Raw genomic sequence first — 16032 nt, forward strand, 5'->3', positions numbered from 1 at the left:
TGTGCGCATCCTAACCGAGCCTGGCCGAACACAGCCGCTCTGGAGGGTTCCGACAAAATTCCGACCTGCTTGCCGGATAGTGTGGCGCCCCACCGATCGGGGCGTGCGCGTGCCGCCTGCCATCTCCGCCGCCACTTCCCGCCAGCGTGCGCTGCTTGCCGCCGTGGTGCTGATCGTCGTCAGCCTGCTGGCCGGCCTGGGCCTGCGTCAGCCCAATCCGCCCGACGAGCCGCGCTTTGTGCTGGCCGCACGCAGCATGGTCGAGACCGGCCAGTGGCTGCTGCCGCATCGCGGCCGCGACCTGTATGCCGAGAAGCCGCCGGTGTTCATGTGGTTGCAGGCAGCCAGCTACGAGCTGGTGCCGCATTGGCCGGTCGCGTTCCTGCTGCCTTCGCTGCTGGCTGCGCTCGCCACGTTGTGGCTGACCTGGGATATCGCGCGGCGGTTATGGAACCGACGCGTGGCGCGCCATGCGGTGCTGGGGTTGTTTGCGGTGCTGCAGTTCGGCCTGATGGCCAAGCGTGCGCAGATCGACATGGTGCTGGTGGCGCTGACCACGCTGTCGTTGTGGGGGATGCTGCGGCATCTGCTACGCGGGCCGGACTGGCGCGCATGGACGCTGGGGGTGTTCGCCGCCGGCGTAGGCACGGTGACCAAGGGCGTGGGCTTTCTGCCATTGCTGCTGTTGCTGCCGTGGATGGCGCTGCCGCGCAGGCGCTGGAGCGTGCTGCCGGCACGCGCACAGGCCAGGCGCAGCTGGTTGCTGGTGCTGCCGGCGTTTCTGGCCGGCACTGCGGTATGGCTTGGCCCGCTGGGCATCGCGTTGTGGCAGAGCAACGACCCGGCGCTGCACGCGTACGCGCACGAGTTGTTGTTCAAGCAGACCGGTACCCGTTATGCGCACGCCTGGCATCACGTCAAACCGGCCTGGTACTACCTGCAGGTAATCGCCACGCTGTGGTTGCCGGGCTGCCTGTTGTTGCCATGGTTGCTGCCGGCGTGGTGGCGACGGCTGCGGCGCGGCGACCCGCGCTATCTGTTGCTGCTTGCCTGGAGCCTGCTGGTGCTGGTGTTCTTCAGCGCCAGCCCGGGTAAGCGCGAGGTCTACATCTTTCCGATGCTGCCGGCCCTGTGCATCGCCGCCGCACCGCTGCTGGCCGGGCTGCTGCGCAAGCGTGGCGTCCGCGCGCTGCTCACCGGCTACCTGCTGCTGCTTGCGCTGGCCGCTCTTGCATTGGGCAGCGGGATCGCACTGCATCTGCACTGGGCGGAAAACACCGCCTTGCAGCGCGGAATGGAGTTGGCCTCGCTGCGGTCGGTGGGTGTCTGGTTGATCGGCCTGGCTGTGGTCGGCCTGGCGGCAATTGCATGGTCGCGTGGCAAGCGCACCGGCACCGCGGTGGTGGTGATGACCGCGGCGCTGTGGAGCGTTTACGGCCTGGGCTTGATGCCGGCACTGGATCCTTACAGCTCTGCCGCAGGTTTGATGCAGCGCGTGGGACAGCGCATCGGCCCGGAGGCCGAACTCGGCATGCTGGCCTGGCGCGAGCAGAACATGCTGCAGGCGGATCGGCCGGTCACCGACTTCGGCTTCAAGGCGAGTTGGCAGCAGCAATGGGCCCAGGCAGGCCCGTGGCTTGCACAAGCACCTGAGCGTCGTTGGCTGTTTGTCCTCAAGCAGGCGGTACCGGCGTGCATCGATCGGGCGCAACGGATCGATATTGGCGAGTCCAACCGCAATCAATGGCAGTTGCTGCCGGGCACGGCATGGCATGCCGGCTGCGTTACAACTGCCTCCGACACCGACCCTGGCGACGGCGAGACAGACTGAACACCGGATATTGCGTTAACGGCCGCGCAACTCCGGTCCGACCGCTTTCCGACATGCCGCTTTCGAAGATGACGGGCATAGACCGCAGGCCGATGCTTCGATGACCACGCTTCCCGTATACGCACCTGCCCTGCCGCGCACAGCCAGCGTTGCGCAAACCCGCTTTCTGGTTCGGCATCTGTGGCTGCCGCTGGCCGGTGTGCTGGTGGTCAGCGCGTTGTTGATGGGCGCTGGCGGCGACCAGTGGATTGCCGATGCACTGTATCGGCTGGAGGGTGGGCACTGGCTACTCAAGGACCACTGGTTCACCAGCGGCGTGATTCACCGCGTCGGCAAATGGTTGAGCACCGCTGGCGCTGTCAGCGTGCTGGTGCTGGCGCTGGTTGCCTGGTGCCGGCCACGCCTGCGTGTGCTGCGCTGGCCGCTGACGTATCTGGCTGCATCGATCTCGCTGTCGACCTCGCTGGTGTCCTTGTTCAAGTCGTGGACGGCGATGGATTGCCCGTGGGATCTGAGCCGTTACGGCGGCACCCAGCAGATGATCGGGCTGTTCGAATCGCGCCACGGCATTGCCGCGTCCGGTTGTTTTCCTGCAGGCCACGCCAGCGCCGGTTATGCGTGGGTGGCGCTGTATTTCTGTGCGCTGGCACTGCGTCCTGCGTGGCGTATGCCTGCATTGTGGATGGGCATCGCGGCGGGGTTGTTGTTCGGGATTGCGCAGCAACTACGCGGCGCGCATTTCCTGTCGCACGACCTGTGGTCGCTGGCGGTGTGTTGGGGAACTGCACTTGCACTGTACTGGGTGATGCTGGCTCGACCGCATCGCGCCAATGATGTGGTGTTGCAATCGGGGGATGCAGCATGAGTACCTATCTACCGCAATCGCGTGGGCTCAAGCGCGTGCGCGCACTGAGCTGGACGACGCGACCGACGGTCTCGACCGAGACCTTGGTGATGTTGTCGAGTCTGTTCTTCGCACTGGTGTGCAATCAGCTGTTCTGGCACACGGCCATGGCCACGCATCCGGGCAGTGTCGGGTTTGCCGTCTCGTTGATGGCATTGCTGGTGGCCGTGCATGCGTTATTGCTGGGGCTGCTGGTGTGGCGCTGGAACGCCAAGCCGCTGTTGACGCTGCTGCTGTTCACCACCGCGCTGGCTGCGCACTACATGGACAGCTACAACGTCTACCTGGATGCAGACATGCTGCGCAACGTACTGCATACCGACCACAAGGAATCGCGCGAGTTGCTCACGCCCGGCTTGATCCTGCCGCTGCTGTGCTGCTTCCTGATTCCGGCCACGCTGTTGTGGCGCACGCGCCTGCACGCACGCAGCATCGGCAGATCACTGGCAATCCGCGCCGGCTTCTTGCTGGTGGTGGCAGTGGTTGGCGCGGCCGGCGCGATGCTGTCGTCGCAGGACGTCTCGGCGTTGATGCGCAATCACCGCGAGGTGCGTTACCTGGCCACGCCGATCAATTACATCGTGGCGCTGCGGCAGAACCTCACATCCGATTCGCCGATCAAGCATGCGCCCAAGCAACCGGTCGAACACGATGCCATGGCCACACCACGTGCACCGGGTAGCCGTCCGCGCCTGCTGCTGGTGGTGCTGGGCGAAACCGCACGTGCGCAGAACTGGGGCCTCAACGGCTATGCGCGCCAGACCACGCCCGAGCTGGCGCAGGCAGGGGTGATCAATTTCCCCGACATGCATTCGTGCGGCACCAGCACCGAGGCCTCGGTGCCGTGCATGTTCTCGCCGTTCGGCCGCCGCGATTACAACGAGGACACGATCCGCGGCCACCAGTCGTTGCTGCATGTGCTCGAACACGCCGGCATTTCCACGCTGTGGCGCGACAACCAATCCGGCTGCAAGGGCGTGTGCGATGGCCTGGACATCCAGAAGCTGGACGATGCCACCACGCCAGGGCTGTGCGCCGATGGCCGTTGCATGGACGAGATCCTGCTGAGCGACCTGGCTGCGCAAGTGCGCGCAAAGCCTGGCGATCGCGTGGTGGTGCTGCATCAACTCGGCAGCCACGGGCCGAGTTATTTCGAGCGCTACCCGGCACGGTTCGAGCGTTTCAAGCCGGTGTGCAAGACCGCCGACCTGGGCAGTTGCAGCCGCCAGGACATCGTCAACGCCTACGACAATTCCATTAGCTATACCGATCACTTCCTCAACCAGGCCATCCACACACTGCGTGGCCTGCAGGACTACGACACCGCGATGATCTATGTCTCCGATCACGGAGAATCGCTGGGCGAAAAAGGCCTCTACCTGCATGGCGTTCCGTACGCAATCGCACCCAAGGAGCAGACCCACGTGCCGATGGTGATGTGGTTCTCGCCGGAATTCGCACGCGACCGCGGCCTGGACGAAACCTGCCTGCGCCACCGTGCCGGCCAGTACACCGATCAGGACGCGCTGTTCCCGTCGGTGCTCGGGCTGATGCAGGTCAAGACCAGCGCCTATGCACGCGAGCGCGATCTGTTTGCGCAATGCACGGGATAAATGCGACTGGATTTTTTTTAAAGCATGGTTTATCGGAGGCGCGGCGCCCTCACCGCACCAGACAGTTGGTCGGCGCTCCTTGGAAAAGCTGTCTGTCGTGCTGTGTGCATCAGGCGTGGAGCCGATGCTTCATGATCGAACGAGGTGCATCCAGCACTGCTCTTCCATGCACACCGACCAATTCGAAAGGTCCTTGCCCGCTCACCGTCGCGGGACCTTACGCGGCATGGATGCCGCGTAAGAGCTTACAGGGACGTACTTGCAGCGTGTCCCGCGACGGTGGGCAGGCAGGGGCCCTGCAGCAAACCCGCAGCCCGAGGGCGCGGCGCCCTCACCGCACCAGACAGTGTGCTGGTTACTTTGTTGAAAACCATGCACACCGACCATCTCGACGGGTCCTTGCCCACCCATCGTCGCGGGACCTTCGCCTACCCTGATCAGCAGATATGCACCTACAGACGTCCGCGTCGCGTGCGCAGTGACAGTGCTTGCGGTGGACCGCGCTGCGTTCTAGCCTGCGTCGGACTTCACCGCAAGGACCACCCGTGAATCCTCGTTTGTTGTGGCTGGCACTGGCCGTGGCCGCCGGCACGCTGTCGTTGTCGGCCTGCCGTCGGGATACGGCGGCACCCGCCAGGCCCGCTGCGGCCAAAACCGCGCCGCAGGAAAGCGCCGACCAGTTCGTCGCACGCATCAGCGCCGAGTACAAGGCCGCGTACCCGGAACTCACCGCCGCGCAGTGGGTGTCTTCGACCTACATCAACGGCGACTCGCAGCTGCTGGCCGCCAAAGCCAACGAGCGCTCGCTGGCGCAACTGGACCGCTGGATCGCGCAATCCAAGCAGTACGCAGGCACCCCGATGTCGGCCGACAGCGCGCGTGCATTGCAACTGCTGAAACTGATGAGCGCCCTGCCTGCGCCACGCGACCCGGCCAAGCTGGCAGAGCTCACCCGGATCGCCGCCAAGATGGAGGGCGACTACGGCGCGGGCAGTTATTGCGTGGGCGATGGCGAGCAACGCCGCTGCCGCCAGCTCGGCGAGCTGGAACAAGTGCTGGCCAGCAGCCGCGATTACACCGAGCAACTCGATGCCTGGCAGGGCTGGCATGGCACCGCCATACCGATGCGCAAGGACTACCAGCGGTTTGTCGAGCTCGCCAACGAGGGCGCACGCGGACTGGGCTTTGCCGATGTCGGCGTGCTGTGGCGCAGCGGTTACGACATGCCACCAGCGCAACTGACCAGCGAAACCGACCGTCTCTGGGAACAGGTCAAGCCGCTGTACGCACAACTGCAGTGCTATGCGCGCGGCAAGCTCGATACGCAGTACGGCAAGGACAAGGGCGAGCTCGCCGGCGGCATGTTGCCCGCGCATCTGATGGGCAATATGTGGCAGCAGGACTGGAGCAATCTGTGGGACCTGCTGCAGCCGTACCCGGGTGCCGGCGATCTGGACATCACCGCTGCGCTGGAAAAACAGTACCAGGGCAACCTGAGTGCGGTGCTGGCACGCAACACTGGCACCGAAGGCGGCAGCGGCGCACGCTTCCAGGCCGAGCGCGAGGCGCAACTGCGCACCGCAAAACAGATGACCGAACGTGCGCAGGATTTCTACACCTCGCTCGGCATGCCCAAGCTTCCCGACACCTATTGGCAGCGTTCGCAGTTCATCAAACCGCTGGACCGCGACGTGGTCTGCCATGCCAGCGCATGGGACATGAACATGGGCGGCGAAGCGAACCAGAACATCGGCGCGGACGTGCGTACCAAGATGTGCATCAAGCCGACCGAAGAGGATTTCACCACCATCTACCACGAGCTCGGCCACCTCTATTACGACCTGGCCTACAACCCGCTGCCGCCGCTGTTCCAGAACGGCGCCAACGATGGCTTCCACGAAGCGATCGGCGACACCATCGTGCTGGCGATGACGCCCAAGTATCTGCAGTCGATCGGTATGGTCGGCGAACAGCAAACCAGTCGCGAGGCGCTGATCAATTCGCAGATGCGCATGGCGCTGAGCAAGATCGCCTTTCTGCCGTTCGGCTTGATGATCGACCGCTGGCGTTGGGGTGTGTTTGATGGCTCGATTCCTCCCGAGCATTACAACCAGGCCTGGTGGGAGCTCAAAGCCAAATACCAGGGCGTAGCGCCGGTGACCGCGCGCGGCGAAGATTTCTTCGATGCCGGCGCCAAGTACCACGTGCCGGGCAATACCCCGTACACGCGCTATTTTCTGGCGCACATCCTGCAGTTCCAGTTCTACAAGGGCCTGTGCGAAGCCGCCGGCCATCAAGGCCCGTTGTACGAGTGCAGTTTCTATGGCAACAAGGACGCCGGGCAGAAGTTCTGGTCGATGCTGCAACGTGGTTCCAGCCAACCCTGGCAGACCACGCTGAAGGAACTCACCGGCAACGAGCGCCTGGATGCCGGCCCGATGCTGGAATATTTCGCACCGATGAACGAGTGGTTGAAGCAGCAGAACCAGGGGAAATTATGCGGCTGGCAGGCGAGCCCCCCCGCTGCCGCCAGCAACCCGCCTGCGCCTGCCGCGATGCACTGACGCGCCGCTTTTCGCTGCCGCATGCGACGGCCGTCACCTTGTGGCCGCTGCATAACATCGCGCTGATAACCGCACAAAACGCTGGCGATATACTGGGCGCCCGCAGCATGCAGGACGCATCCAATGAACAACGCCTCCACCGGCCCGGACCCGCGTGACGTGGACCGCAACAAGCAGTTTATCGACGACGCCAACGATCGCGCGTTCAACCCGACCTATAGCAGCCCCAACAGCGAATACGCGGTGAAACTGGGTGGCGGCACGGTCGCGGCCACCCCGGCAGAGCAGTCGGTCAAGTATTCGCAGACCAGCGAGCAGAGCAACGGCAGTAAAACGCAGTCGTTGGGCGAGAACAGCCTGCGCACCAGCAGCTCGCTAGCCCTGGGCGAGCTCAGCGACTCCAACGCAAAGACCACCACTTTCAACCTGGAGGCCGACGCGCGCACCGGCCAGCAGCAAAGCCTGCAGACCAGGCTCGGCAACAGCAAGCTGGACATCGAAGCCAGCGTCAGTGCCGGGCAGCGCATGCGCTATTCACTGACGCTGCCCGGCGTCGACCAGCCTGCAGAGGCTGCCACCCGCGTCAATCCGCTGCAGCCGGAAAGCCTGCCGATCGGCGCGCGCGCAGTGATGGACGCGCAGACCTACACCCAGCGCGACGCCTCGGCGAGTGTGCAACACCTCACCACGCAGAGCGAGATCACCGAAGCCAGCGGCCGCAGTTACCTGATCGAACGCGTGGACGAGCGCCACGTGCGTGTGGTGACCGGGCCCAATGCAGCCATTGAGGCAGTGAACGCGGTTGGCTTCAAGGTGGGATCGGCACAGGCGCTGCTCGGAGTCGCCGACTCACTGGGCCATTCGCGTGTGGAGAGCGCGCAGTTCGACCTCGCCGATCCGCGTGCGCGCGCCGCCATGGGCGACTTCGTGCGCGAGGGCAAGATTGCGCCGGGCGTGCCCGGCGTCGATGGGATACAGACGCTGGAGCGGATCAATTTCAGCTCGCAGCAGCGTGTGCAGCTGGATTTGGTCCTGCTCGAAGCCGATATCGGCGGCAGGCGCAACGAAGGCAGCCACGTGCGCATCAGCACCCCGGGCCAGGACGGCTACACGGTGGTGCAACAGCTGCAATACGGCGGCAACGTGCCGCTGACGATCGTGCGCCAGTACGACGGCAACGAGATCGAACGCGTGCAGGAACGCAGCTACCGCTTCGAGATCGATGGCACCTACGGGAAGGCCAGCGGTCAACGGGCGATGGCGCGGAATCTCAACAGCGTGCTGAGCGACGATAGGGCGGGCACAAGCACGATCGAACCAGGGCAGAAGACCACCCTTGCGTTCAGCGAGGTGCAGATGCAGGCGATGTTGCGGCAGGCTCAGACCACCACCCACACCGAAACCTCCAAGGCTGGCGGCAACTCGCTGACATCGCTGGTCGGCGACCGCAACAGTCCGCAGCAGTCACCCGAGCAATTCGCGATCGAGATGGCCCGCGACGGCGGATCGCCTAATATGTTCACCGAATTGCTGCAGCGCATCGCCGACAGCGCCGACGGACACTACGACGGCCAGTTGCAGCGCATCGACGCCGAAGTTCTGCCGCGCCAGACGGCTGCGGCAGCCGCCTCTCTCGACCCACGCGATCCGGCGCATCCCCAACATGCCCTGCTGCAGCAATGCACCGCAGCAGTGGAACAGCTGGACGCCTCGCGCGGCCGCACCCCCGACACCTATAGCGAGCGCCTGATCATGGGATCGATGTTGGCCGCGTGCGAGCACGGGCTGCAGCGCGTGGACCATGTGGTGCTGGGGCGAGACCCGGCCCAGGCCTTCGTGGTTCAGGGAGCGCTCGATTCGCCGACGCATCTTCGCGGAAGCTTCGATGTCCAGGCCGCGCTGCAGATGCCCGTGGAAAGCAGCCAGCAGCGTCTGCACATGCTGAAGGCCGAACCGGGCCTTGGTGCGGCTGCGCAGGAGCAGGCCTCGCAACAGGAATCGCAGCGACAGGCGCCGACGCGCTAAGGCAAGGCGCCGGCCGGTGAGCTGATTGCCCGGGTCGAGGGTTCCCGATCAAGCGCTGCCAGTCACTGCGTCGGCGCATCGATCGGGCAGGAGCCACCGCCGGCACGTTTCAAACCGGTGATGCGTGTTTGCTGCCGAGATGATCAGCAAACGCAAGCCGGCTATGGCACATCCGGGGCAACCAGGTTCAGTTGAGCTTGGCGCCCTGGATCCGCTCGCTCAACTTGATCTTGAATTGCTCGAACTCCAGGCCGTCGGCGGCCGCCTCGGCATGCGCCGCGTCCTTGAGCGCGTCCGAATAGGTCAGCCGTACCGGCGTGCCCTGGCGTTCGTGCAGCTCGGCCGCGCGCATGATCAGGGCCAGCACCTGAGCGGCGCTGGTGCTTTCGCCGGCGATGCGGCCATCCATGCCCAGCACCCATTCGCCATCGCGGCGGACGATGCCGGCCAGTAGCGTGCGTTGCTGGTCGCGCAATTCGGCATGCGGTTCGATCGGCGAAACCGGCGCGGGGTTGGCGGCGGCCTGGTTGCGCTGGCGCTCGGCGGCGCGCTTGCGGGCGTCGCGGCGCAGCTTGGAATCGGTGGACATGCAGGCTCCTGTGAGGTCAGAGGTGGTCGGCCGGCTCCAGAGGCAATGCCTCTTCGGCCTGGCGGCGGCGCAGACGGCGGCCGCTGCGGCGCTCCCAGCGCCAGAATAGCCAGCCCAGCAGGAAAAAACCGGTCATGCCGATCGCCAGATGACGCGGGTGTTCACTCAGCAGCGGCGACAACACCCCGGCCACCAGCGTATTGGTCATCAGCTGGGTGAAGGCCTGCAGCGAGGAGGCAAGGCCGCGCTGATGCGGGTACATGTCCAGCACCGCCAGCGCCAGGATCGGAAAGATCAAGGCCATGCCCACGCCGGCCAGGAAGATCGGCAGCACCGCCCACGGCAGGCTGATCTGCGCCACCGACAGGGTGTAGCCAAGATTGGCCAGCGCCGCCACGCCGCAGCAGATGAAGCCGATACGGATCTGCCGCACCGGGTCCATGCTGCCGGCCATGTGTCCGGACAGGAACGAGCCAAGCGTCATGCCGCCGATGGTGGGGATGAACAACCAGGCGAAGTCGCCCTCGCCCATGTGCAGGTGGCGCATGATCAACACCGGCGCCGAGGCGATATACAAAAAAATGCCGGCAAAGTTGAATGCGCCGGCCGCGGCCAGCCGCTGGAAACGCGGGTTGAAGCCGATCCGCACGTAGTCGTGCATGAGGCGGCGCAGCTGCAGTGGCGTGCGCGCCTCCGGCGGATGGGTCTCCGGCAGCCAGGTCATCGTCGCGATCAGCAACACCAGCCCGAACGCCACCAGAAACCAGAAGATCAGCGGCCAGCCCGCGCCGCTGAGCAGGATCCAGCCGCCGATGATCGGCGCGATCGCCGGCGCAATGCCGAAGATCATCGACACCTGACTCATCAGCCGTTGCGCATCCGCACCGTGGAACAGGTCGCGGATCACCGCCCGCCCGACGATCATGCCGACACCGGCCGACAGCCCCTGCAACGCGCGGAACGCCAGCAACGTGGGCAGATCCTGCGACAGCGCGCAGCCCACCGAGCCGGCGATGAACAGCACCAGCCCGCCCAGGATCACCCGCTTGCGTCCCCAGGCATCGGACAGCGGGCCGTGCGCGATGCTCATCAGCCCGTAGGCGAGCAGGTAGACGCTGATGGTCTGCTGGATCGCCACTTCGTCCACCGCCAGGCTGCGGCTGAGCCGCGAGAACGCCGGGAAGATGGTGTCGATGGAAAACGGGCCAAACATCGCCAACCCGGCGAGCAGCAGCGCCATGCGCCGGGTGGAAGGCGTGGTGGGGGTCATGCAGGAGTCCGAAACGTGGTGCATCGGGGGACGCACGCCGACGCTGGCCTGGGGGGCAGCGTCGGGATGAGCACAAGGGCGTCGATGATAGGCGCTCGCCGTTGCAAGGTTAAGCAAATCCGAGTGCATGGGCCTGCCTGCCACCGCTCCGGCAGGTGCCCACGCAGGCTATAATCGGCCGGCAACACGATGGGAGAAGCGGCACTGCCGCTGCCGAAGGCGCAACAGCCCGTAATCGCTCAGGCCCGATACCATCCGCAGTACAACTCTGGAGAGACCGGCCGATGCCGGCGCCGAAGGGGCACGGAACGCAGGCAGGCCCAGCGCCACGCCGCGTTCTTAAACTCTCAGGCAAAAGGACAGAGGGGCGCGAGGAAGACTGTCGCTGCGACAGGAGGTGATGCGCTCTGCGCGTCACTCCGGCCGGGTGGCTGTCGACCATTCGTCTGCCCCCTGCCCCGGATGCCCGCCATGTCCCAGACCACGTCTTCCTTGCGCGACCTCGAACATCACAGCGCGTTCGTCGAACGCCACATCGGCCCGAACGATGCGGAAATCGCACAGATGCTGGAGGTGGTCGGCCACGCCTCGCTGGATGCGATGACCGATGCGATCGTGCCCGGCAACATCAAGTCGCCAGCGGCGCTGGCGCTGCCCGAGGCGGTCACCGAAGAAGAGGCGCTGGCCAAGATCCGCGCCATCGCCAGCAAGAACCAGGTGCAGCGCAGCTTTATCGGCCAGGGCTATTACGGCACCCATACGCCGAAGGTGATCCTGCGCAACATCCTGGAAAACCCGGCCTGGTACACCGCCTACACGCCCTACCAGGCCGAGATTTCGCAGGGCCGCATGGAGGCGCTGATCAACTTCCAGACCCTATGCGCCGATCTCACCGGCATGCAGATCGCCAACGCCTCGCTGCTGGACGAAGCCACCGCCGCGGCCGAAGCGATGACGCTGGCCAAGCGCTCGGCCAAGTCGAAGTCGGAGACCTTCTTCGTGCACGACGCGGTGCATCCGCAGACGCTGGAACTGCTGCGCACCCGCGCCGAGCCGTTGGGCATCGTGCTGCGCGTCGGCACGCCGGAAGAAGCGCTGCAGGCCGAGTGCTTCGGCGTGCTGCTGCAGTACCCGGACAGCTTCGGACACATCGGCGATCACGCCGCGTTGGCCGATGCGGTGCACGCACAAGGCGGCCTGGTCGCGGTGGCCACCGACCTGCTAGCACTGGCCCTGATCGCCGCGCCCGGCGAATGGGGCGCGGATATCGTGGTCGGCAATTCGCAACGCTTTGGCGTGCCGTTCGGCTTCGGTGGTCCGCATGCGGCCTTCATGGCCTGCCGCGATGCCTACAAGCGCTCGATGCCGGGCCGGTTGATCGGCGTGTCGATCGATGCCGCCGGCAACCCGGCGTATCGCCTCACCTTGCAGACGCGCGAACAACACATCCGCCGCGAGAAGGCCACTTCCAACATCTGCACCGCGCAGGTGCTGCTGGCGGTGATGGCCTCGATGTACGCGGTCTACCACGGCCCCGAGGGACTGACCCGCATCGCACGGCGTACGCATCGTCTTGCTGCGATCCTGGCCGCCGCACTGCGCAGCGCAGGCGTCACCGTGGGCGAGCATTTCTTCGACACCCTGCACGTCAAGGCGATCGATGCCGACGCCATCCACGCCAAGGCCCGTGCGGCCGGCATCAACCTGCGCGCGATCGACAGCGAAGCGGTCGGCATCAGCCTGGATGAAACCAGCACGCGCGCCGACGTGGTCGCACTGGCCGGGTTGTTCGGCGCGCAGGCAGATGTGGACGCACTCGATGCCGTCACCGCCGACGCATTGCCGCAGGGCCTGCTGCGCAACAGCGCGTTCCTGACCCACCCGGTATTCAACACCCACCACAGCGAGCATGAACTGCTGCGCTACATGCGCTCGCTGGCCGACAAGGATCTGGCGATGGATCGCACCATGATCCCGCTGGGCAGCTGCACCATGAAGCTCAACGCCACCGCCGAAATGATCCCGGTGACCTGGCCCGAGTTCGGCGCGATCCATCCGCTGGCGCCGGCCGAGCAGTCGGCCGGCTACGCGCAGCTGATCGACGAGCTGGAAGCGATGCTGGTCGAATGCACCGGCTACGACGCGGTCAGCCTGCAGCCCAATTCCGGCGCGCAGGGCGAATACGCCGGCCTGCTGGCGATCCGCGCCTATCACCGCGCACGCGGGGAAGCGCATCGCGACATCTGCCTGATTCCCGAATCCGCGCACGGCACCAACCCGGCCTCGGCGCAGATGTGCGGCATGACGGTCGTCGTGACCAAGTGCGATGCCAACGGCAATGTCGATGTCGACGACATCCGCGCCAAGGCAGAGAAGTACTCCGGGCGCCTGGCCGCGTTGATGATCACCTACCCGTCCACCCACGGTGTGTTTGAAGAGGACGTGGTGGCGATCTGCGAAGCGGTGCATGCGCATGGCGGCCAGGTCTATACCGACGGTGCCAACATGAATGCCCTGGTCGGCGTGGCCAAGCCCGGCAAGTGGGGCTCGGACGTGTCGCATCTGAACCTGCACAAGACCTTCTGCATTCCGCATGGCGGCGGCGGCCCGGGTGTGGGCCCATGCGCGGTGAAGTCGCACCTGGCGCCGTTTTTACCGCGCACGCTGGGCGGCGAAGGCGACGTCGGCATGGTCAGCGCGGCCAGCTACGGCTCGGCCTCGATCCTGCCGATCAGCTGGATGTACGTGACCATGATGGGCAGCGGCGGTCTGCGCAAGGCGACCCAGGTGGCCCTGCTCAACGCCAACTACATCGCCAAGCGCCTGGCGCCGCACTACAAGACGCTGTACACCGGCCGTAATGGCCTGGTGGCGCACGAGTGCATCCTCGACATCCGCCCGCTGGAAAAGACCAGCGGCATCGGCGCCGAAGACATCGCCAAGCGTCTGATCGACTTCGGCTTCCACGCACCGACGTTGAGCTTCCCGGTCGCCGGCACCTTGATGGTGGAACCGACCGAAAGCGAATCGCAGCACGAACTGGACCGCTTCATCGACGCGATGATCCAGATCCGCGAAGAGATCCGCGCCATCGAAGACGGCCGCCTGGACCGCGACGACAACCCGCTCAAGCACGCCCCGCATACCGCCACCCAGGTGTCGGCCAGCGAGTGGACCCACGCCTACCCGCGCGAACTGGCCGCCTTCCCGCTGCCCAGCCTCAAGCAGCAGAAGTATTGGCCGCCGGTGGCGCGCGTGGACAACGTCTACGGCGACAAGAACGTGATGTGCGCCTGCATCCCGGTGGACGCGTACAGGGACGACGTGGAGGCGTAAACGCTGCCCTTTCGCGTTGACGTGTGGCATCGACACCCAGCCCAGGTAATCCCGGGCTGGGTGTTTCGTTTTAGGCGCTCTGCGGCATGCATGCCGCAGAAGGTTCCGCGACGGTGAGCAGGCAAGGACCTGTCGGAATGGTCGGTGCGCATGCGCGTTTTCCTTCCCTACACGTGAACTCGCGATGATGTGCGTCTGAGAGAGGACACAACAGACCGTGATCAAGCGCGACAGAGCTTCATTGAGGCGCAACCTGGCCTGCCTGCTGCTTGCAGGCCTTGCACTGACCGCTTGCGCGCCCCGCCGCCCCGGCGAGGTGCCGGCACTGGTGCATGCGGCCGATGCGCAGGCCGAGGTGGTGCAGACCGATGCCGGTGCAGTCCGCGGTGTCGCCAGCGCGCAGGGGCGGGTGTTCCTGGGCGTGCCGTTCGCCGCGCCGCCGGTGGGCGCGTTGCGCTTTCGCGCGCCGCAGGCTGCGCCAGCCTGGAAGGGGGTCCGCGATGCCACGCAGGCCGGGCCGGCGTGCCTGCCGCGTTATCGCTTCGGGCAGAAGCAGATATCGGAGGATTGCCTCACGCTGAACATCTATGCGCCGCCCGGCCCTGCGCCGGCGCATCCGCGCGCGGTGATGGTGTGGATCTACGGCGGCGCGCTGGAGCTCGGCAGCAATGTCGATTACGACCTGAGTGCCTTGGCGGCGCGGCAGGACGTCATCGTGGTGGCGCCCAACTATCGGCTGGGGGTGTTCGGTTTCTTCGCGCATCCGGCGCTGCGTGGCGAAGGCGAAGGCGCATACGCATTGCTCGATCAACAGGCTGCGTTGCGCTGGGTCAGGCGCAATATCGCCGCCTTCGGTGGCGATGCGCACAACGTCACCATGTTCGGCGAATCGGCCGGTGCCTGGAGCATCTGCTATCAACTCGCCTCACCGGGCGCGGCCGGTCTGTTCCAACGCGCAATCCTGCAGAGCGGCAGTTGCCTGGCCAGCGATTCCAGCCTGCCGCGCGCCGAGGCCGAGCGCGGCGGTGCGCGCATGGCGCAGACGCTTGGCTGCGAGCGTGCAAGCGATGTTGCCGCGTGCCTGCGCGCGCTGCCTGCCGACACCGTGGCCGATGCGAAATCCCAGCGACGTGGCCTGACCGGCAGCGATGCGTGGGCACCGATGTCTGGCGGTGAGGTCTTGCCGTTGCCGCCCGCCGAGGCGATCGCCAACCTGCAACATGCGCAGCTGCCGGTGCTGATCGGCACCAACCGCAACGAGGGGCGGCTGTTTGCGCAGTTGCTGTCCTACATCGGCAAGCTCAACCTGCGCAGCGGCTATGAGGCGCGCCTTCAACGCATGCATGCCGATCCCACAGCGATCATGGCGCGCTACGCGGACGTTGCCGCGCAATCGCGCTGGGATGCATTCGCCGACATCGTCACCGATGGCGGATTCGCCTGCCCGACGCGTCGGCTGGCCCAGGCATTGCGCACCCGCGCGCCGGTGTATGCGTACGAATTCGACGACCCGCAGGCGCCATACGGCCTGTGGCGCCTGCCATTCTCGCATCCGTTGGGCGCGTATCACGCGTCCGAACTGGTGTACCTGTTTCAGCGCCCGTGGGTGCTCAGTGGCGAGCCGGCGTTCAGTCCGGCGCAGCAGGTCTTGGCCGATACGCTGCAGGATTACTGGGGCGCATTCGCGCGCACCGGCGATCCGAATGGGGCTGGCCGTCCGCAGTGGCCGCGCTTCGATGGCGACGCTCCGTTGACGCTGGCGCCCGGCAGGATCGGCGCAACGCCCGACTTCGCGCAACGGCATCGCTGCGCGTTCTGGGATGTACAGGCAACGCTAACGCGGACGCACGCGGCAGCAACGCCGGCACAGCCGCCCTCGCATTGAGCACATCATCCAGGA

The 16032-nt window shown here is 65.7% G+C and carries 9 protein-coding genes and 1 riboswitch; of the genes, 7 read left to right on the forward strand and 2 right to left on the reverse strand.

What is annotated here, in order from left to right; translation table 11 throughout:
- Positions 1 to 103: 103 nt before the first annotated feature.
- From XaplCFBP3123_RS03085 to XaplCFBP3123_RS03110, 5 genes are all read left to right on the forward strand, one after another.
- Positions 104 to 1831: an ArnT family glycosyltransferase gene (locus XaplCFBP3123_RS03085; RefSeq protein WP_104532743.1), complete on the forward strand. Its 1728-nt coding sequence runs from the start codon at positions 104 to 106 to the stop codon at positions 1829 to 1831.
- 100 nt (positions 1832 to 1931) lie between these two features.
- Positions 1932 to 2696, forward strand: a complete 765-nt coding sequence (locus XaplCFBP3123_RS03090; protein ID WP_104532744.1) for a phosphatase PAP2 family protein — start codon at positions 1932 to 1934, stop codon at positions 2694 to 2696.
- Positions 2693 to 4348, forward strand: coding sequence for a phosphoethanolamine transferase (locus tag XaplCFBP3123_RS03095; RefSeq protein ID WP_104532745.1), 1656 nt, complete (start codon positions 2693 to 2695; stop codon positions 4346 to 4348). Before XaplCFBP3123_RS03090 ends, XaplCFBP3123_RS03095 begins: the two co-directional genes overlap by 4 nt.
- Positions 4349 to 4893: 545 nt before the next feature.
- On the forward strand, positions 4894 to 6912 hold the full coding sequence (locus XaplCFBP3123_RS03105) for a M2 family metallopeptidase (RefSeq protein WP_104532746.1): 2019 nt from the start codon (positions 4894 to 4896) through the stop codon (positions 6910 to 6912).
- Between the two features lie 123 nt (positions 6913 to 7035).
- Positions 7036 to 8937, forward strand: coding sequence for an XVIPCD domain-containing protein (locus tag XaplCFBP3123_RS03110; protein ID WP_104532747.1), 1902 nt, complete (start codon positions 7036 to 7038; stop codon positions 8935 to 8937).
- Positions 8938 to 9124: 187 nt separating this feature from the next.
- Here XaplCFBP3123_RS03110 and XaplCFBP3123_RS03115 read toward each other — a convergent pair whose 3' ends face one another.
- Together XaplCFBP3123_RS03115 and XaplCFBP3123_RS03120 are read right to left on the reverse strand one after the other, a co-directional pair.
- Positions 9125 to 9526, reverse strand: a complete 402-nt coding sequence (locus tag XaplCFBP3123_RS03115) for a hypothetical protein (RefSeq protein ID WP_104532748.1) — start codon at positions 9524 to 9526, stop codon at positions 9125 to 9127.
- A gap of 16 nt (positions 9527 to 9542) precedes the next feature.
- Positions 9543 to 10796 (reverse strand): multidrug effflux MFS transporter, encoded by a 1254-nt coding sequence (locus XaplCFBP3123_RS03120; protein WP_104532749.1) that lies wholly within the window; start codon positions 10794 to 10796, stop codon positions 9543 to 9545.
- Between the two features lie 258 nt (positions 10797 to 11054).
- A riboswitch (glycine riboswitch) is annotated at positions 11055 to 11169 on the forward strand.
- A gap of 89 nt (positions 11170 to 11258) precedes the next feature.
- Between XaplCFBP3123_RS03120 and gcvP the strand changes: the two genes are divergently transcribed.
- Both gcvP and XaplCFBP3123_RS03130 read left to right on the forward strand, forming a co-directional pair.
- On the forward strand, positions 11259 to 14132 hold the full coding sequence (gene gcvP, locus XaplCFBP3123_RS03125) for an aminomethyl-transferring glycine dehydrogenase (protein ID WP_172453060.1): 2874 nt from the start codon (positions 11259 to 11261) through the stop codon (positions 14130 to 14132).
- 241 nt (positions 14133 to 14373) lie between these two features.
- Positions 14374 to 16017, forward strand: coding sequence for a carboxylesterase/lipase family protein (locus tag XaplCFBP3123_RS03130; RefSeq protein ID WP_104532750.1), 1644 nt, complete (start codon positions 14374 to 14376; stop codon positions 16015 to 16017).
- The last annotated feature ends 15 nt before the right edge of the window (positions 16018 to 16032 follow it).

This window comes from Xanthomonas arboricola pv. populi (assembly GCF_002939945.1).
In the GTDB taxonomy this organism is placed as follows: Bacteria; Pseudomonadota; Gammaproteobacteria; order Xanthomonadales; family Xanthomonadaceae; genus Xanthomonas; species Xanthomonas arboricola_A.